9 protein-coding genes are annotated in these 19,954 nt (G+C 44.4%); all 9 read right to left on the minus strand.

Translation table 11 applies throughout. The features are described 5' to 3' along the window. Window positions 1–123: 123 nt before the first annotated feature. Entirely contained in the window at window positions 124–1,644 is a 1,521-nt protein-coding gene (locus D6V41_RS15415) for a M20/M25/M40 family metallo-hydrolase (protein WP_241664566.1), read from the minus strand. Window positions 1,645–1,809: 165 nt separating this feature from the next. Further along, the gene (locus D6V41_RS15420; RefSeq protein WP_168711062.1) at window positions 1,810–6,162 is read right to left on the minus strand and encodes an alpha-1,6-glucosidase domain-containing protein; all 4,353 of its coding nucleotides are present in this window, start codon (window positions 6,160–6,162) and stop codon (window positions 1,810–1,812) included. 71 nt (window positions 6,163–6,233) lie between these two features. After that, window positions 6,234–9,257, minus strand: coding sequence for a TonB-dependent receptor (locus D6V41_RS15425; protein ID WP_136252440.1), 3,024 nt, complete (start codon window positions 9,255–9,257; stop codon window positions 6,234–6,236). Between the two features lie 268 nt (window positions 9,258–9,525). Further along, complete coding sequence (locus D6V41_RS15430; RefSeq protein ID WP_136252518.1) at window positions 9,526–10,989, minus strand: tryptophan halogenase family protein; 1,464 nt, start codon at window positions 10,987–10,989, stop codon at window positions 9,526–9,528. A 99-nt stretch (window positions 10,990–11,088) separates the two neighbouring features. After that, window positions 11,089–12,579, minus strand: coding sequence for a tryptophan halogenase family protein (locus D6V41_RS15435; RefSeq protein ID WP_136252441.1), 1,491 nt, complete (start codon window positions 12,577–12,579; stop codon window positions 11,089–11,091). A gap of 131 nt (window positions 12,580–12,710) precedes the next feature. Then, window positions 12,711–15,638, minus strand: a complete 2,928-nt coding sequence (locus D6V41_RS15440; RefSeq protein WP_136252442.1) for a TonB-dependent receptor — start codon at window positions 15,636–15,638, stop codon at window positions 12,711–12,713. Window positions 15,639–16,167: 529 nt separating this feature from the next. Then, the gene (gene sucD / locus D6V41_RS15445) at window positions 16,168–17,040 is read right to left on the minus strand and encodes a succinate--CoA ligase subunit alpha (protein ID WP_136252443.1); all 873 of its coding nucleotides are present in this window, start codon (window positions 17,038–17,040) and stop codon (window positions 16,168–16,170) included. Further along, on the minus strand, window positions 17,040–18,206 hold the full coding sequence (gene sucC, locus D6V41_RS15450) for an ADP-forming succinate--CoA ligase subunit beta (protein WP_136252444.1): 1,167 nt from the start codon (window positions 18,204–18,206) through the stop codon (window positions 17,040–17,042). Before sucC ends, sucD begins: the two co-directional genes overlap by 1 nt. Window positions 18,207–18,380: 174 nt before the next feature. Next, a complete protein-coding gene (odhB, locus tag D6V41_RS15455) occupies window positions 18,381–19,946 on the minus strand; it encodes a 2-oxoglutarate dehydrogenase complex dihydrolipoyllysine-residue succinyltransferase (protein WP_136252445.1) in 1,566 nt (521 codons plus the stop codon). Window positions 19,947–19,954: the final 8 nt, after the last annotated feature.

The raw sequence follows: 19,954 nt of genomic DNA on the forward strand, positions 1-19,954 counted from the left end.
ATGAAAATTAATTGTTAATTTTTGTTTAAATGTTATGTTTTTTAGTGTTATGTTTTTTATTTATTATTTTTATTAACTAAATATCATAACTAGATTTATGAACCTGGTAGAAATTTAAGCCGCTTATTCAAGCGGCTCAGCAGGTCGAGGATCAAAATTTGTATTTGCCATATAAGCCGTTACCATTGCCCAAACACTCTGATTTTGTTGAATATCCTCTATTTTGATTTTATCGAGCGTGTCGTTGGCAGTATGATGATAATCAAAATAATAAGTCCCGTCCTGCCTTAAGGATATTACTGGTACGCCTTGCGCGGGCAACATGGAAACATCCGGTCCGCCTCGTGCATCGTTCGAACCAAGTGTTATCCCCATTTCGGCAAGTGCTGCATATAAATCCTCAGCGTTATTTCGCACTGCGGAATTAAAGCGAGTATCTAATTGATAAATTTGCCCTGCGCCAAAATCGGACTCTGCGGCCATAATAATATTTGGTAAGTCATCCTTATTTGCTCGCGTATACTGATAAGCGCCCACAAGACCAATTTCTTCAGCGGCATACAGAACGACTCGAATCGTGCGTTTAGGTTGACCAAGCGTTTCTTTAACCAGCTTGGCCGCGGCAGTGACAATGCCTACCCCTGCGCCATCATCAAGGGCACCGGTTCCCTCATCCCAAGAATCTAAATGTGCAGAAATAAGAACCACCTCTTCGGGGCGCTCGCTTCCTGTGAATTCACCAATCACGTTATAAGACGTTTGCCATCCTGCGTCTTTCGCTTGCATGTTAAGACTTAACACTATTTCCTGGTCACTCCCCTGGAGCGTTTCAAACATGGCTTCTAAGATATCTGCATCGGCTGTAGAAATGGCGCCGGCTGGTATCTTCTTGACTTCATCGTTGTAGCGCATGATACCGGTGTGGGCAAAGCGCGAATTATCGGTACCCACCGAACGAATAATCACTGCTTTAGCACCGAGTTTTGCCGCCTCCACTGCGCCGTTTACGCGATTAGGCACAACTTGACCGTAAAATTTCCCTGCTCTATCTCGCTGCATTTTTGTATTGAGAAAAACGATATTGCCTTCTACCTCACCGTTGCTTGCCAATTGTAAATCGTTGAGAGAATCGAACATCAACACCTTGGCCTGCAAGCCCTCTTCAGGGGTAGCAATACTTCCGCCAAGCGCAGTAATCACTAAGTTTTGTTCAAAAGGCGCAAGCACGCGAGCATCAGCAAAACCCCTTTCCCAGTTTCGTACCCTCACAGGCTGTTTATATACTTTGTCAAAACCAAGTGATTGTAGTTTATCTTCTGCCCAGGCGACTGCGGCCTTATCTCCCTTTGAGCCGGGAATACGCGGGCCAACTTCTACGGTAAGCGACTTCACAATGTCATACGACAATAGTGAGTTTTCGCTGGCACGCCTAACCGCAAGCATATCTTTTCCGATATCGCTATTTGACCACTGAGGGGTAAAGCTTCTATCCATCAAATGATTCGACGTACTGAAATCTGAGGTCTCGGTAAAGTTGTTGTCAGTGGTTTGTGAGCAGGCCTGTATTAATAAAAACGTGCAAGCCACTAGACTTAACTTTAATGTAGAACGAATTTGGATAGGAGTTTGACTAGCGTTTATCATAGCTTATTGTTAATTGTTTTTAGGATTTAAAACTAAGAATAAACAAAGCCAGTGGAAGAATAAAGATAATTAACCTCACATATGAGGTTAGAGTAAAAAGCCGCTGGCAATTTCTGCTCAGCGGCTTAAGGGCACAAAATCTTATTTTGTCAGTTTATTTAGGTTTTAGTCGTTTTTTATCACCTTCACATCACGACCAATGACCTCGAAGCGATAGTTGCCTGCCTCTGGAGGCGTTAATGTCAAGTTGCCGCTGTTGCCATCTTGGTTAAGGTGTTTAAGCTCACCCACTGACACCGCAGCTTCTGCTTCATTAAAGGCGCCTAAGTTAACTGTCGACCAGTCACTCGTTGCTACTTTAAAGGCTTCATCAGCGCCGCTAAGGTCAATATCAACAGAGTAAACGCCATCGCCCTCATACACGAGTGGATCTGTTTCACCCCAGCCGTTCATGGAGCCACGCACATAAACTGTGTTACCTCCAAAGAATTCTTCAGCGAATACGCGAACCTTAGGTGCATCTAAATCAACGGTGTCAAATACGAAGATGTATCTTCCAGCATCGCTAATAGTAAGCTTGAGGTTTTCACCACCCTCAAATACCGGCATGTTTTCAGCTAAAGTCAGCACCACATCTTCATCGGCAGCGGTCGCGCCACCTAAATTAGGCATACTCCAACCATCATTTGCCACTTTAAATTGATGCTCTTCAGCAGCGAGTTCGATTGTTGTGCGATAAATACGACCACCGTCATACTCTAACTCATTACCTGTTCCCCAACCGTTCATGCTGCCGCGGATAAAGATAGGATTACCCACATATGGCTCTTCATTGGTTACGGTAAGTACTGGTGACTCTGCTTCAAACGCATCGAGACTGAAGATATAGGTTGCCGTGACACTTGGTGTGATGCTCAAGTTCCCCTGACCGCGCACGAGTGTTTTTTCCATATCTTCTTCTACAACTGCATCATCATTTCCAAAGTCAACTGTACTCCAATTAGCAGAGGCAACTTTGAACGCGTACGTTGTGCCACCTGTTAGCTCAACAGTTGCTTCATACACGCCTTCACCTCTGTAGGTCATAGGATTGGTCTCACCCCAGCCATTCATTTCACCGCGAATGAAAATAGTGGTATCGCCATATGGCACGATATCAGGTGCGCCAGCAGTAGCAAAAGCAGATAGTCCATAACCACGTTCCGTTCCCTGATTTTTCACGAAGACCGCCATTGTAAGCGCTGGAACAGTAAAGGTGCCTTTTATCTCTTCGCCTTCACTGGTATCGCTAAAGCTAGCACCACGTACCGTTGGGTCAACTGAGTTTGCATGAATGGTATGGAGTTCGAAACCCGCAGCGGTTGCGACCTCAATTGACTTTTCTTCATACCCAGAGTTCATCACAACGACAACAGCATCGTACTGCGGATCTAAATCAGCAGGTTGCTCCTCAGCTCCTTCGACAATACCGTCATCAAGGCTCATCACAATTAAGCCCTGTTGCTGTCTGTCACCTAAGTTATGGAAACCAACTCGCGCTTTAATAGCGTCTGCCGTAGTTAATCTAAACAATGGACTGTCTGAACGAATGCTCAAAAACTCCTGAAAGACTTCAGCGGCAAATTCAATGTCAGTCATCGTAGCAGCGCGTTCAGGTGAATACATAAACTGCGCTATTTCTTCCCACCGCCCTTGATTATCTTCGGCCAATGGAAGCCCGACATTCCAGTTATTCGTTGCCAGCGTAAAGTCAGTATAAGTAAACCAGTCGCCTGCATCGTAGGTGTTTCTGTCCATCGACTTGGAGCGAAGGAAATCACCGCCGATTTGCAAAAACGGAATACCTTGCGACATAAGCGGTAAGGTAATACCGATATTTTGCGCACGCACTCTCTCCTGAAGCGTGATATCGCTTGGCAGCGTATAATTGAATTGATCCCACAAGGTTTCATTATCATGTTTTGACACATAGTTGATAATGTCCGCGGGGTCTTTCGCATAGCCGCCTAGCGCTGAGGTATTGGCATCAGAGCCACCCGATGTTTTTAAGACAAAGTCTGTCAATGTACCTGCCATGCTCATTTTTACACGGTCCTGAGCGGATAAGGCAGCGTCGCTGGCTTCAGCAGCAAAAATATGTCCCTGGCGAATGGCTTCTCGAATGCGGTCGTTAAAAGTACCTATTTCTGTCCCTGCCATGTTTTGCTGATTGGCCGTTTCAAAATCGCCATATGGCCCGGTATTTTTACCCCAGCCCTCACCATAAAAGTAGGTGTCAGGATCAACGGCTTTAACAGCTTCAAAGAGATTGACCATGGTCGTTTTAGACGCTTGAGACATGATATCGAATCTAAAGCTGTCAAACTTATATTGCTGAGCCCAAAGCAGAAGTGAATCTTCCATGAACTTTTCCATCATGCGATTGCGTGGCTCGGTATCGTCACAGCATGTCTCACGTACGATATCACCCGTTTCAATAGTGTAGCGGTGATAGTATCCCGGAACCACTTTGTCAAACACAGAGTTCTGGAACAAGCCTGACGCATTGGTATGGTTGTAAACCACATCGAGCGCAACTCTCAGGCCCACTTCGTGCAGACCTTGCACCATAGCTCGCATTTCCTTAATGCGAACTTCACTGTCGGCATCTGAAGCATAGCTTCCTTCTGGTGCATTGAAGTGCTTAGGATCGTAACCCCAATTAAATTGATCAAAGCCTCTAAGCTGTTGCGCTAGCGCCTGGGCAGCACCCGGCTCTGTTAACACATCATACGACTCATAGACTTCAGCAATGCTTAGATTACGGTTGGTTCCGTCGTTACATACATCTGAAGCAGGCGCAAGTGCGCAAAATTGCTGAATGGTGCTCGTCCAGTCAACCGTACGAGCTGGATCTTCATTAATAGTTGCAATATCGTTGGCCGGAAGCACATGGAAATGCGTCATACCTTTTTCAGCCAATGTTGCTAAATGCTGCATGGGTGCTGAATCTAGCTCGGTAAAAGCCAAATATTTGCCTCGGTTAGCCTCGCTAGTGCTTTCATCTCGTGCACTAAATTCGCGAATATGCCCTTCATAAATGACAATATCCTCAAAGTTCTCAACCGTGGGGATTTCATGGGTATCCCATCCTTCTGGTTTTAAATCCTCATCATCAAGATTTACAAACTGAGAAAAGCGGCCATTGAGCGATAAGCTAACTGAATAGGGGTCGGTTACATCCAAAATTTCGATTTGATCGCTCGCTGGATGATACACCGTGACTTCATAGCGATAGAGAGCGCGGTCAAGGTCCATAGAGCCCTCAAAGGTCCAAATACCGCTTGAAGCGTCGTAGCTCATGTCATTTTCAGAAGCGAGCGTTTTATCATCATTGTAAAGTTTTAAACGAACATTTTGTGCAGTAGGCGCCCAAACCCGCGCAGTGATGCCGTTATCGCTGTAGATTGGTCCAAGCATGGCTTCATCCGCATCGTTTTCTCCGCTTGTATAAAGCTCATCCAGAACATTGGGAATTTGCAGGCGTGTAGCAGCAACCAATTTATCTTCGCTATCATAAGCACCTAAAATAGCTTGCGTTTTTAGTACGGCTTTTGCATCGTCATCGCTCCAGTTTCCGGCAAAAGCCGGCAAGTCAGCTAAATGCGGCGCAATGGCTCGTTGCTCGTCCGTCAAATCAAGCTCAGTTAATTCCACCGTTGTGCTATTAAGCACACCATCTTCCAAAGTTATCTCAATATTTGCATCGGGTGAATAATGAAGTTTAACCGTATCCACAACTGCAAAATCCACATTCCATAACACGGTTTGCGCATCCAACCAATGAGCTTGCGCGCCCTCAACGGATACTGGCTGCTCACCTAGTGACATGATTGGAAATTCAAATACTTCCGCAACACCAGATAAGGTAAAGTTCATGCGGGCAAAGTCTGGGTCATCTTGTGAGAGGTTCCCTTTAAAGTCACCGCCTCCCATTTCTTTTCCTGAATCTTCAGTGCCAATGTGGATGATAAAATTATGGCAAGCGCCGGGCGTGCCTGCATAACCTGGTTTAAGATCCAGAATCCAATAAGCACCATAATTTGGGTCAATGCCGTCATGTACACGACCATCTGCCCATGCCGTATCAGGATCTGCATATGCATCACAGGCATCATTGCTCCAAGTGTGTAGTCTCCATCCTTCGTAAGCTGGATCGTTGGCAGAATTATCTGCATCAACGTCGCCACGATTGTAATACAGCACGGCTTGGTCTTCTCCGGGGAAAAACACAGGATCCGGCAAGCTTGGATCGGCCGCCACCACGCATGCGTCATTGGTTTCGTTTGGCACAGTAGGCGGTGTACATGCTATAGGAGGTGGAGGCACACATTGCGTGCCTTCAGCATTTGGTACGTTAGGTACATTACAGGTTAGGGCAACCTCTCCTGGCTCAACACTTGAGCCACCGCAACCTGAGAGTATAAATACACTCAGGATGAGGAAAGCTGCACCGATGGCTTTTCTTAAGTTAATCATGCTTGATAACTCCAATGTCTCGCGCCGCATTGGCAACGCTTGTTGACTATCTTTAAATGATGCTAAAAATTTCATAATGAATACGTTACCCCGAGGAAGTACTGAGTACCGAAGTACTGAATGGTGCCCGTGCGAGCTTCGCTTCCAAAGTAGCTTTTTGTGGGTTCGTCAGTTAAATTATTAACCTGAAATAAAACCCCTAAATTCTCATTGATTTCGTATGACGCCTGAAAATCAAGCACTAGCTCTGAATCAAAGTTAACTACCTGGGAATTTACCGCCACCTGTTGCGAAACAAAGGGGTCGCGGTAGCGCGCATTAATCCGCGTTTCAAACCCTTCGTACTCCCAGAATAAAGTACCACTAAATACATTTGGTGAAAGTCCCGGCAAATCAGACGAGAATACGCCTCTATTTGGATCCGCTATGCGAATAATTTCCGTTTCAGTGTGCGAGAAACTTGCACTGACACCAAGCCCTGACCATAAGTCTGGCAGGAAGGAAAAGACCTGGGTATAAGCCACTTCGACACCGCGAATATAACCGCCCTCAGAATTATTTACCGCTGTAGTGTAGGCGCCATTTTCAACAGGTACAGTGACCGTCAGCGGAAGACCATTTGCATCTAATACAGGGACAAGTGTTCCATCTCCGCTGTCTTCCTGAACTATTAAGTCAACTTCCTCAGGCACATTGAAGCCATTCGCTCTGAAGTCATAAGGGTCGGTAGTATTTCTGTCTACGAACGATTGAATATCTTTGTAAAATAGAGCGACTACTATCGCGCCGTCAGTTTCAGTGAAATAGTGTTCAAATGAAAGGTCATACTGGTTTGCGTAAAAAGGTCGCAGGTAAGGGCTGTTGTCAGCCTGTCCTGAAACTGTTGCCTCACCGCGTACTGTGATGATACCTGTATCAATATCGCGCTCTGCGATAGGTCTGAAAACATCCACTCGGGAGTTTGCAAACATTTCGTTAATTGGCGCTCTTCCCATTACTTTTGCAGCAGCAAAACGAACATAGCTACTGTCGGTAATTTGAAAGTTGAGGTTGAGTGAAGGTAAATAATCAGTATAGGTGTCTTCTAAAATGACTGAGCGGAATTGATCAGTCGCTAAACCTGTTTCATCGCGAATGATTTCTGCACCGGCATTTACATCTCCACCAACATCTTGCAAGAATGTCGATGCTTGCTTTGAGTCCACCATACGAACACCTAAATTACCGGTGACGGCAATATCGCCAACATAAGTATCAATATTCGCCATCAAATAGGCTGCCGTCACTTCTTCATAGACTTCGCCGCTTTGCAACACAGACCATGAGGTATCTGCGCCTAACAATACGCCCTCAGGTGCATTAATGACCCCGTCATACCCCCCAAAAGTTTGACGAGGCTGTGGAATGCCACCTGGGAACCATGCATTTAAAGCAGCATCTAAATCAATCGACAAATAGCTGGGGAAATAGCCAAAATCGCCTTCCCAATTGACAACTTCAACCATATCTTGTGTTAAACGCAAAGGTGGCTGCGTGGTAGAGAAATCTGAATCACTTCCGTATTCAAACACGCTTCGGTCATTGGTATAGGTTCTATCTGAATATCGAGCTCCAAATTCTATGCTGGAGAGAAAGTCATTGCTCAACTCGTAGCGAAAATCAACGCGATAGGCGTCAAGTTCGTCTGAGTTTTGAAAGGGATAAATACCATATTTGGATACCAATACTCGGTTAATATCTGAAAATGCATCCGCTTGACTAAAGCCCAGATCAGGCAAATCCAGACCATTTAAGCGATAGCTGATGGATACATTAGTATCGAGTTCCGGGTCTTCTGCATTTGCATCCTCAGACACCAAAGACCATAACAATCCATTTCTAAAGTCACTCTCGGCAGAAGAATGAGAAATATCAAAATTCATTGACCAGCGATCAGTTATTTGCCAGTCACCATTAAGGCCCAGGTTTTTGATCCTGTCGAAGTCCTGATTATCATCGTTAACCAACTCCACGCGTGTAAATCCAGAGCCTGAGCGATTAAATGTGCCACCGATAACATGGTTATCCACCACAACTGGATTGGCAATAGCAACATTTGGCGCCTCTAACTTAACCCTGAAGCCCCTCGCAAATTCTTCTGAATCAAACTCAGAATAAAAAGCATCTGCTTTGAGAGTAAAATTATCGACCGGAGCCCACTCTAAAGAGGCAACATAGCCATTGCGCGTTTCTGCCCCACCCTTGTGCTGCATTTCAAAGCCTTCACCTACGCGTTCACAGGCAACGCATTGATCTGCTTCGGCAACATTTGGATTAAAGTTTTCTCTATCGCCTGCTACCCCATCAACGTCAACTTCACGGTTGTAGGCCAAGCCGATAAACTGCGTAGACACACTCGGTTGGTACAAGCGCGCATATCCAAGCGCTAAACCTAAGGTGCGATCTAAAAACTGTCCTTGATAAGAAAAACTGATACGGTGACCAAACTCATCTGCATCTGCTACCTCGCCTGCTCTGTCATTAAACATGCCGCGAACGTTAGCGTTAAACTTATGTTCTTCAGTATTGGATAGCGGGTTTGCCGTTTGTAATTCAACCGTGCCTGCCACACCACCTTCAATTAATGAGGCTTTAGGTGATTTATATACGGCACCAGATGTGATGAGCTCAGAGGGATATTGGTCAAATTCTATGGCTCGACTTCCGCTTGTAGATACTTGTTCCCTGCCGTTAAGCGTAGAAAATACAAAATCTCCGGATAAACCGCGAATGTTGATTTCTGCTGCCTGACCGCCAGTTCTTACCGCAGAAATACCGGGCAAGCGCGTGAGCGCATCGGCAATAGATACGTCTGGTAAACCGCCTAAATCGTCGGCAGATAATTGTTCAGTAACGGTATCGCTAAAGCGCTTTGCGTTTAAAGACTTAATAAGACTGGTCCCAAAACTGCGTACCTCGATGACTTCAACATCTTCTTCTGCAGGCGTGGTGGGCGCTGTTGGCGCTTCTTCCTGTGCATACAGGGGTAGGCTTCCCATTAGCAAACCACTGGCGACAAAAGCGCTGGTGATAAGGTTGGGCTTAAATTTTTTCATAAGTGTGTCCCGTAACTCTAAATAAGTGCGTATGGTTGAGGCAGGCAGCTTTTGACTAAAAACAATATTGTTTTTTGACGCGAGTAAAGCGCACTGCTACTCCAATTATGAAATGTTACATTTAAGTAAATTTTTTAACATCTGCGTGCATACGTATTCATAAGCGAGAATCTGAGATGCATACGTATTCATCAGATGTATGTTGGATGGGGATTATCTAACTGAAACGATTAAGAAATTTTACGGGATAATGGTCAGGCAACATGCCCTAAACGATTGTATTAAAATTTAACATGCAGCCGGAAAAGTACCGTTTTAAATCGTAATCTTTGTAAAGATCTCCGGTACCAGGTTGATTTGGTGCCAAATTCGGAAATACACCATATCCGGCAAGCAGGCAATGCCAGGAAGCATTGCCAAAATGGGAGTGAAGATTCTGTCTTTTAATTTCCTTTGCCAGGTCGCCTTTGTTGTACCAAACATGAAGCAAGGCTTTCAATGAATCCGAAATGGCTGAGTTGTTGCGATTGTCTTTCCAATAATCGCTATCATCGCGTGAATTTAACTTATAATGTGCAACAATGTAGTTTCGAACCGCATCAAAATTAACACGGATTTTTTGATTATATCCAGCTCGATGCTTCGCGCTGAAATTGCCTTGTGAAAACGCATCGATAAATTCTTCGATGCTGGTCTGAACCAGATGCAAAGCAGTGGCCTCAAGCGGTTCAATAAAGCCCTGAGCCAAACCCAAGCCCAGGCAGTTTTTTGCCCAGTGCTCGCTAACCTGTCCTACTTTCATTTTAAGGTGTTTTGCAGGAGTGTCTGAATCCAGCAAGCCAAGATGCTGCCTTAGTTCTTGCTCTGCCTTGTCTGCACTGATGTATCGACTCGAATAAACATATCCATTGCCGGTTCGATTGGTAAGCGGAATTTGCCAGGCCCATCCGTGAGAAAGCGCTGTCGCCTGAGTTTGATTCTCAAGAGGATTAAGCGCTTCAGAAGGAATAGCAACGGCGGCGTCGTTGAATAAGTTATCTGCAAATGATTCAAACTCAACGTTCAGTGCTTGCTGTAATAGTAAACTTTCAAAGCCAGTGCAGTCGATGAAAAAATCTCCGCGGATTTCTTCACCACTTTCTAAATGCAGAGATTTGATTTCTCCCTGTTCATTTTGAGCAACAGAGGCAATATCCCCTTGAATATGATTAACCCCTAGGGACTTTGCCCGTTTTGCTAGAAATTGACCGAGCAATGCAGAGTCGAAGTGGTATCCGTATTCAATCTCAAATGGAAAATTAGGCGGTGTAATAGGCGATTTTCGTTGTGCGGCTAGCCAGCCATTAATTAAAAACTTTTCAGGGCGAGTTTCTACGTCCAGTCCCAAACGTCGGGTGTAACAATTAACGTAAAACCTTCGCTCGGTAAAAGCATCTAATTGCGAAATGAATGGATGAGCATAAGTGTTAAAGGCAGCCTTTGGACTCCAGCCATTAAACTGAATGCTGACTTTGTGCGTGGCATTACATGCGGGCATCCATTCGCTTTCCGGGATCTCAAGCTTCTCAAAAAAACGTTTTAGTGACGGCGTTGAACCCTCGCCCACTCCAATAATACCGATACTTGGTGACTCGACTAAATCGATAGATATATGTTTATCCTTCCAGGCATGCTGTAAAAGGCTGGCTGCCATCCAACCAGCCGTGCCGCCGCCGGCAATAACAATCTTCATTCGTTTGCCGTTATTTTTGTGCTGACTGTTGTTGTGTTCAACTTTGATGGACTGATTATGCTTATTCATTTTAGTGTAAATTCTGCTGCGCTTGCGGCGTTAAGCATTCAGATACTGCTTAATAAAATCATCATGTGGCAACATCTTGCTCAAAGGCTGATGTTTAGCATGCCGTATTTTATCTAAGGTATCTTTCAATTGCGCTTGCGGTAAAACGTTTGCTGCAGGATGATAATCTTCAGGTTCAATTCCCTGGCCCAACATCACTTGTAGCCAGGAGGCATCTTTAAATATATCATGCTGGTCGTTAAAAATGGCACCTACTTCCTTAAACGCAGCTATTTTTTGTTCGAGCCGATGCGGTAGCTTCAATCTGCGCATATCATTCCAAAAATCACTGTCGTCTCGCTCGTTAACCACATAATGCAATACGATGAAGTCTCGTATTGTTTCATACTCGGTAACAGATTCCTCGTTGTATAAATCAATAGCAGCCTGGCGAATACCATCATGAGGAAAGAGCTTTAGCAGGCGCACAATCGCGGACTGGATCAGATGAATACTTGTACTTTCTAAAGGCTCCAGGAAGCCACTGGACAGCCCCACAGCAACAACATTTTTATGCCACTGTCTTGCTGTGCGACCGGTTTTGAAGTGTATTTTTCTAACATCGTTTACCGGCGTAGACTCTAAATGACTCAAAAGCGTTCGTTCAGCATCCTCATCTGACAAATAATCTGAGCAGTAAACGATTCCATTGCCATTCCGATGCGTTAGCGGAATACGCCACTGCCAAGCAGCTTCATGGGCAATACTGCGCGTGTAGGGGAGCGTCTTTTCAAAACGCTCTGTTTGTACTGCCAGAGCAGTATTGGCCGGTAATAAATTCGACCAGTCTAAATATTCAACACCCAGCGTTTTTTGAATAAGCAGCGCACGAATACCTGTGCAATCTACAAAGAGGTCACCCTCTATTTGATGTCCATCCTTGAGCTGTAGACCAGTGATAAACCCTGTATTCTCATCCGTTTTAACATGCTCAATGATCCCTTCTGTTCGTTTAACACCGCCTTTTTCGGCCCGTTTTCTTAAAAAACGGCCATATAGCGCTGAATCAAAATGATAGGCATAAGGTACTTGGTATACTGGATTTGGTGTATTGATTTTATTGAAAATTTCTTTTTCACAGCACAAATAATTAAGGTCGTAATGCCACAGTGATTCACGTACGCCCTCTTTTTTTGCTCTTAACCAATAGTGCTGAAAATTACAAAAACCCAAGTTGGCGCCAGGTGCACCGAAGGTATGAAAATAGCTTTCACCTTTTTTCTTCCAGTTGTCGAATTTGATCGCTAACTTAATTGTACCGTTGGTTTCTCGTAAGAACTCTTTTTCATCTAAACCTAAATATTCATTGAAAATTTGTATGGGGGGGATCGTGGCTTCACCCACGCCAACAATGCCGATATCTTCTGACTCAACCAGCTCTATCTCGACTTGTTTATGCAGAACACGTTGCATGAGTGCCGCTGTCATCCATCCAGCCGTTCCGCCGCCGGCGATCACTACTTTTTTTATGGGCTTTTGCATTTACATCATCCCTTTGAATTTTTATATCTAAGTTCGGCATTAGGGTTATACCAAAACTCATCAAACTTAGACATAAAAAGTCAAAAAAAAGCCCCTAGCCAATTGGCTAGAGGCTTTTACAGTTTCATTTATTAATAAAAATCGTAGTTGAAGTTCAGCATGTAACGAGGGCCGAATGTACGACGAACACGAACAATTCCATTTTCGTCAATACTTTCTTCCTCAACATCTGTCAGGTTCTGACCTTGCAGAGATACACGCAAACCTTCTAACATTTCGATATCGCTGTAGTCAAAGTCATAGGAGATTTGAGCATCTACGATACTCACACCGCTACGAGTGGCCTCAGCTATCTTGTTAGAACCACCACGCTCGTAAGTTGCGAAATCAGAACGTTTAGTGCCTGCTACACGGAACTCCCAACCTTCCATCTCGTAGTAGACTGTTAACGAGTAAGATTCGTCAGACTGACCCGGAATTGGATTTCCGTTATCAAGCTCTGCATCAATGAAAGTCATTGAGCCTGCGATACCAAAGCCATCAAGCGCTTCAACATACACATTCAGCGGAATGTTTGCAGTTAACTCAATACCTTCTACTTTACCGGTTAGACCGTCTTGGAAGTTCTCAAAGAAACCAAACTTTGGTGGCGCCAAATAATCACCAGCGTTTAAAGGTACTTCTGCCGGACCGTAAATGCCGTCTTCAGGAACAATACGGTCATGGAAACCCGGTATGAAGTAGTTTGCACCATCGTTTGTTTCATCGTTAAAGAAGTTGATCAATTGGCGTCCATCGTCCGTCCAGTTGATCAAATCTTTCATAAAGTAAGCGATTGCAACGTAACCGTCTGGTGCAAAGTAATTCTCGTAAGAAATATCATAGTTATTTGATTCAAGCGGTCTTAGCGTTGGCGTACCCTGAACTTTTGACCAAGGCGAACCAAATTCTCTTACCGCTTCTTCACTATCCGGAATCGCAATGAATTCGATATTTTGATCGAATTTAACAAAACCTGATGCACGCATTTGGTCGATACGGGCTCGGCTGATAGTTTTAGACGCAGCAAATCTAACAAACGCTTCGTCATTTACCTGAAGATTTAAATTTAGGCTAGGAAGTACATGTGTATACTCAGCACCATCTTCAATGACACAAGACTGGTCTATACCGCCATTCCCATCCTGACAAACAGAGAAGCTTGAATCAACAATTCCGATGAAACCCGTTGACGATTGGTCAGTATCAATGACTTGTACGCCCGTGTTACCGAATAAAACCATATCGCCAATTTCAGTTTCAAAGTCAACTCGACCGAATAAAGTGAATATTTCTTCACTAACCGTAAAGGTATCCCCTAAACGATCTGGCTCAAGGGTTTCAGCCTGTACGCGTAAATATGTGCCGTCGTTGTAAGGAGCAAATCCATCATAAGCAACAACCTGGCCTAAACCTGCCCAGCTCAAATCTGCTAAACCGTAGCGATATTCCTCTGGAATTGGACCATCGACAGGACCAGTGGCATTACCGAATGGATAGGTAGGTGCGGTCGCAAAGTCACCATTGTTATCTTTGCTCTTAGTACGGTCACTGTAATAACCACCGAAAGTTAATTTGGTAATTGGACCCCAATCAACCAAACCTTCAAAAGACAACTTGGCAGTGGTTAGTTCTTCTTCAAAATCAGCGTAGTTAATAAAACCATCTTGCGCATTGAGGAAGCTATAATTACCAACACCGTCAGCACGCGGAAGTGAGGATGTAAAGCGATCGGCTTCTGATGCTAAACCACCGCCCCACTCTTGTGGTCCAGTCAAACGAGTGCTTTCAAAAGAGCTGAAGTCCATGCCGGAAATGCCGGTGAAGAAAATACCGTCAGAGCTCATACGGAATGAACGTTGACCTAAATCTTCATTTAACAATGAACCTGAACGACCGATACCAGCATAAGACTCGGCACGAATATACTCTTTGGTTGATTCATTGTGCGCAATATCAACCGTCGCAGTCCAGTTATCGCTTAGTGCGTACTCTAAGTTTAAACCATAAACTTCAAGGTCACCCTCAATAACTTCAGGGTCGGTACGAAGTACAGGGTTTGCATTGATTTGCGTACCTTCCGTATTTATTCCTGAACCTGAGGTGACAACACCTGCGAAAGGTTCAATGAATCCGCGTAGAACGCCCGAATCTTCAAAGTCAATGTTCAGATAATCAACAACAATATCCAAATCATCGGTAGGCTGCCATTGCACTATCGTTGAGATTGTATCGCGTTTTAATTCTTTAGATATTGCGAAGGTATCCAGACCGCTTGGTAAGAAATCGCCATCGCTGTTTTCACCATAACCCCATACACCATATTTACGCTGGTTAGTAGGAGATTCCATTGAAGCAACTGCTACGGCTATACCTAGTGTGTCGTCCATAAATTTATCGACCCACGAACCTGCTACACGATACCCACTGTCGTCAAACTCTGGGTTATCCGACTTTTCAGTTAAATCGTAAGCAGCGTTAATGGTTAAGGTCTCTTGCGCTTGCAAGGGACGAACGGTTTGCAAATCAACCGTACCACCGATACCGGTCACCATTAAAGTCGCATCTGATGTCTTATAAATAGTAGCGCCAGTCATGATTTCAGCTGGGTAAAGGTCATACTCTACACCACGGTTATCACCAATACCTATTAGCTCTCTGCCATTTAAGGTGGTGCCTGTGAAATCTTCTTTGAAACCACGAACAGAAATGCCCGAGGTTCTACCGCCGCTACGCTCACCAGCAAGACCTGGCAAACGTGATAATGATTCAGCAATTGAAGAATCGGGTAGTTTACCGATGTCTTCTGCTGAAATTGCTTCAACAATTGAAGAGTTATCTTGCTTCACTGCCTGCGCACGAATAAGTGAACCTCTAATACCGGTAACGGCAATGACTTCAGTATTTTCGTCTTGTAATTCAGAAGTAGCGTCCGTTTGTGCTACAACTGCCCCTGTATATAGTGCACTTGAGACCGCAATAGACAAAAGTGCTGGCTTGAATAGTTGTTTTTTTATCATCTGTGTGCCCTGAGTTTGTTGGTGTCATTGTTAAGTTTCTTTTTCACGAAATGCGCACTTGTGAAGCTACTTTACAATTTAACACCGGTTTTTTAACATCACGCATCATACTCACATGCGAGTTTTCTTGCTAACCTTTACATACGTATTCAAAAAGAATAATTATGTAAACATTAACTTAAAGCATCTCTCAGACAGAAAAACCTGACCCAAACATGACATTCGAAGCCGATTTTATTCCATCTAGCTCTTAAAAAATTACGTATTTTTGCGTGGCAAAAATATAATTTTTACAATTGCGGTTTTTAATGTCTCAGATTTTTAATATTTTTGCAACAATTTCCTTAAACGTTTAAGCCTTTATATAAAAAGGCTTTGCATTTTTAACTGAGCATCATTTTTTAAGATAAATTTAAGAAAGATTATGTTTTGTTAACAAATTGAGAACAAGATTTTTATTTTAAACGCAATAAAAAAAAATCCGCGTTCTCACGCGGATTTTTACGATAGATAATTTAGCTAAAAGCGATCACCAACCAGTAATTTCTCTTAGTCCTTTTCCAATTTCGGCTAATGAACGCACCGTTTTAACACCGGCATCTTCAAGTGCTTTAAACTTATCGTCAGCAGTTCCTTTACCACCAGAGATGATTGCACCAGCGTGCCCCATTCTCTTTCCTGGAGGCGCCGTCACACCTGCTATATATGATACGACCGGCTTAGATACATTCGCTTTAATATAGGCAGCAGCTTCTTCTTCAGCTGTTCCGCCTATTTCGCCAATCATCACAATGGCTTCTGTCTCTGGGTCTTTTTCGAACATCTCTAGTATATCGATGAAGTTCGAACCTGGAATTGGGTCGCCACCTATACCAACGCATGTGGATTGACCAAAGCCTTCATCTGTGGTTTGCTTCACCGCTTCGTAAGTCAAGGTGCCAGAGCGTGAAACGATCCCGACTTTACCTTTCTTATGAATGTGGCCTGGCATTATACCAATCTTACACTCATCTGGCGTGATCACACCCGGACAGTTTGGACCTATCATACGAACGCCTTTTCTGTCCACGTACTCTTTGACATACAACATGTCAATAGTAGGAATACCCTCTGTAATACAAACAATTAATTCGATGCCTGCATCAGCGGCTTCAATAATTGAGTCTTTACAAAATGGTGCAGGAACATAAATTACGGTAGCGGTAGCGCCCGTTGCTTCAACTGCGTCTTTTACCGTATTGAACACCGGCAGACCTAAATGCGTTGTTCCACCTTTTCCAGGCGTTACACCGCCCACCATTTGAGTGCCATATGCGATTGCTTGTTCAGAGTGGAAAGTTCCCTGTCCACCTGTAAAACCCTGACAGATAACTTTGGTATCTTTGTTAATTAATACAGACATTATTTGCCCTCCGCTGCTGCAACCACTTTTTGTGCTGCATCGGTAAGTGATTCTGCTGCGATGATGTCTAAACCAGAGTTAGCCAAGACTTCACGCCCCAAGTCAGCGTTTGTTCCTTCCAAGCGAACCACAACAGGTACTTCTACGCCTACTTCCTTAACTGCGCCGATGATGCCCTCTGCGATCATATCGCAACGCACAATGCCGCCAAAGATATTAACCAATACTGCCTTAACGTTATCGTCAGAAAGGATAATTTTAAAGGCTTCTGCAACACGCTCTTTGGTCGCGCCGCCACCTACATCGAGAAAGTTAGCAGGTTTGCCACCATGTAGATTTACGATGTCCATTGTACCCATTGCCAAGCCAGCACCGTTAACCATACAACCAACGTTTCCATCGAGCGCTACGTAGTTAAGTTCCCATTGCGCTGCATGTGCTTCACGAGCATCTTCCTGCGAAGGATCATGCATGTCGCGAACTTTTGACTGACGATATAGCGCATTGCTGTCGACCCCTACTTTTGCGTCAAGGCAGTGCAGGTTTCCATCAGTTTTTATTACAAGCGGGTTCACTTCAATAAGTGCAATGTCCAAGTCTTCAAACATTTTTGCCAAACCAAGGAAAATGCCTACAAACTGTTTGACTTGAACGCCTGACAAACCTAAATCAAACGCAATCTGGCGCGCCTGATAAGGTTGCGCACCAACTAGCGGATCGATTTCAGCTTTCAGAATTTTTTCAGGTGTCTCTTCAGCAACCTTTTCAATTTCTACACCGCCTTCAGTAGACGCCATAAAAACGATTTTGCGAGACGTTCTATCTACGACTGCACCAAGATAAAGTTCTTGGTCAATGTCAGTGCACGACTCAACAAGAATGCGGCTGACAGGCTGACCGTTTTCGTCTGTTTGATAAGTGACTAGGTTTTTACCCAACCAATTTTGAGCAAAAGCTTTAATTTCATCTTTAGTTTTAACAAGCTTTACACCGCCTGCTTTTCCGCGGCCGCCTGCGTGTACCTGACACTTAACTACCCATTCAGAACCGCCAATTCGGTCCGCAGCTTCAACCGCCGCCTGGGGAGTATCAGCAGCATATCCTTCAGACACGGGCAAGCCGTATTCTTTGAATAACTGTTTACCCTGATATTCATGCAAATTCATGGTGATTTATCCGATTTTGTTGAGTGATGAGCCAAACGATTAGCTCGGTTAAACAGCGCAGGATTCTAACATGAATCCTGCGTAATTACAGATGATACATGAAGCATCACCTAAAGTTTTGCCTATAGACCAAAGTATCAAGTGCAGGTCTATAGTCCTTCATGAAGCTGATGCTTACACATCGAGCAATAGTCGGGTTGGATCTTCCAACATCTCTTTGACAGTTACCAGGAAACCAACCGATTCTTTACCATCGATAATCCGATGATCATAAGAAAGCGCAAGGTACATCATTGGCAATATTTCCACCTTACCATTTACCGCCATTGGTCTATCCTGGATTTTGTGCATTCCCAAAATTGCACTTTGCGGAGGATTGATAATCGGTGTCGACATCAATGAGCCAAACACACCACCGTTGGTAATGGTGAAATTACCACCCTGCAAATCATCCATAGACAACTTTCCATCTCGCCCCTTAATAGCCAGGTCCTTTATCCCTTTTTCAATGCCAGCCATACCTAAGGTATCGGTATCCTTGAGCACCGGTGTGACCAATCCACGCGGTGTAGATACCGCAATAGAGATGTCAAAATAATTGTGATAACAAATATCATCACCATCAATTGATGCGTTAACTTCAGGAAAGCGCTTAAGTGCTTCAGTTACGGCTTTTACGTAAAAAGACATGAAGCCGAGGCGAATACCATGACGTTTTTCAAAGCTTTCTTGATACTGCTTGCGCAAGTCCATAATAGGCTTCATGTTAACTTCGTTGAAAGTCGTTAGCATGGCAGTTGAGTTTTTAGCTTCCAATAAGCGATTTGCAATGGTTTTACGCAAACGCGTCATAGGTACGCGTTTTTCAGTACGATTTCCAGCAGCCACACTTGGAGCACTGGATTCAGCGGTGCCAGGCTGTTTGGCTGATTTATCGGCACCGCCCGTTTTCAAGTGTTTTTCCACATCTTCTTTCGTGATGCGTCCGCCTTTGCCCGTTCCTTTGACTTTGCTTGGATCGATGTCTTTTTCTGCCAGCAATCGGCGCACTGAGGGGGAGAGTGCATCGCTGTCTGAGTCACCGCTTTCGCTACTTTCATCGTCGGAGGATGACTTATCTGACGCACTGGCGCTACCTGATGCGCCTGCAACAAATTTGGCAATCACTTCTTCTGCCGATACCGTAGTACCTTCTTCTGCAATGATTTCTTTGATAGAACCATCAGCAGGTGCAACCACTTCCAAAACGACTTTATCGGTTTCAATATCGACAAGATTCTGATCGCGACTCACTGACTCGCCAGGCTGGACATGCCAGGTGGCGATTGTGGCGTCGGCAACCGATTCTGGTAAAACAGGAACCTTGATATCAGTTTCGCTTCCACCTGAACTGCCTGTATCCGCTTTGGCAGGCTTTTCTTCTTTATCTTTTTTGTCTGTTTTAGCGGTGTCTGCTTTCTTGTCGCTCGACTTTTCAGCTTTTTTGTCAGAACCCGCTGCATCGCCTTCTTCTAAGGTACCGATAACTTGTTCTCCAAGCACGGTTGCGCCCTCTTCTGCTGAAATATCTGCAATCACGCCGTCTGCAGGAGCAACCACTTCTAATACGACTTTGTCGGTTTCGATGTCGACCAAGTTTTGATCGCGAGTAACTTTATCGCCCGCTTTAACATGCCAAGTGGCGATAGTGGCGTCCGCGACAGATTCCGGAAGGACGGGAACTTTTATTTCATGTGCCATTGGGGTTC

It is taken from the genome of Ningiella ruwaisensis (assembly GCF_004798935.1).
In the GTDB taxonomy this organism is placed as follows: Bacteria; Pseudomonadota; Gammaproteobacteria; order Enterobacterales; family Alteromonadaceae; genus Glaciecola; species Glaciecola ruwaisensis.

Bases quoted from the DNA above. Each gene is read 5' to 3' on its own strand.
- D6V41_RS15425 (WP_136252440.1), bottom strand. From the start codon at position 9,257: ATGAAAAAATTTAAGCCCAACCTTATCACCAGCGCTTTTGTCGCCAGT.
- D6V41_RS15430 (WP_136252518.1), bottom strand. From the start codon at position 10,989: ATGAAGATTGTTATTGCCGGCGGCGGCACGGCTGGTTGGATGGCAGCC.
- odhB (WP_136252445.1), bottom strand. From the start codon at position 19,946: ATGGCACATGAAATAAAAGTTCCCGTCCTTCCGGAATCTGTCGCGGAC.
- D6V41_RS15420 (WP_168711062.1), bottom strand. From the start codon at position 6,162: ATGATTAACTTAAGAAAAGCCATCGGTGCAGCTTTCCTCATCCTGAGT.
- D6V41_RS15440 (WP_136252442.1), bottom strand. From the start codon at position 15,638: ATGATAAAAAAACAACTATTCAAGCCAGCACTTTTGTCTATTGCGGTC.
- sucD (WP_136252443.1), bottom strand. From the start codon at position 17,040: ATGTCTGTATTAATTAACAAAGATACCAAAGTTATCTGTCAGGGTTTT.
- D6V41_RS15435 (WP_136252441.1), bottom strand. From the start codon at position 12,579: ATGCAAAAGCCCATAAAAAAAGTAGTGATCGCCGGCGGCGGAACGGCT.
- D6V41_RS15415 (WP_241664566.1), bottom strand. From the start codon at position 1,644: ATGATAAACGCTAGTCAAACTCCTATCCAAATTCGTTCTACATTAAAG.
- sucC (WP_136252444.1), bottom strand. From the start codon at position 18,206: ATGAATTTGCATGAATATCAGGGTAAACAGTTATTCAAAGAATACGGC.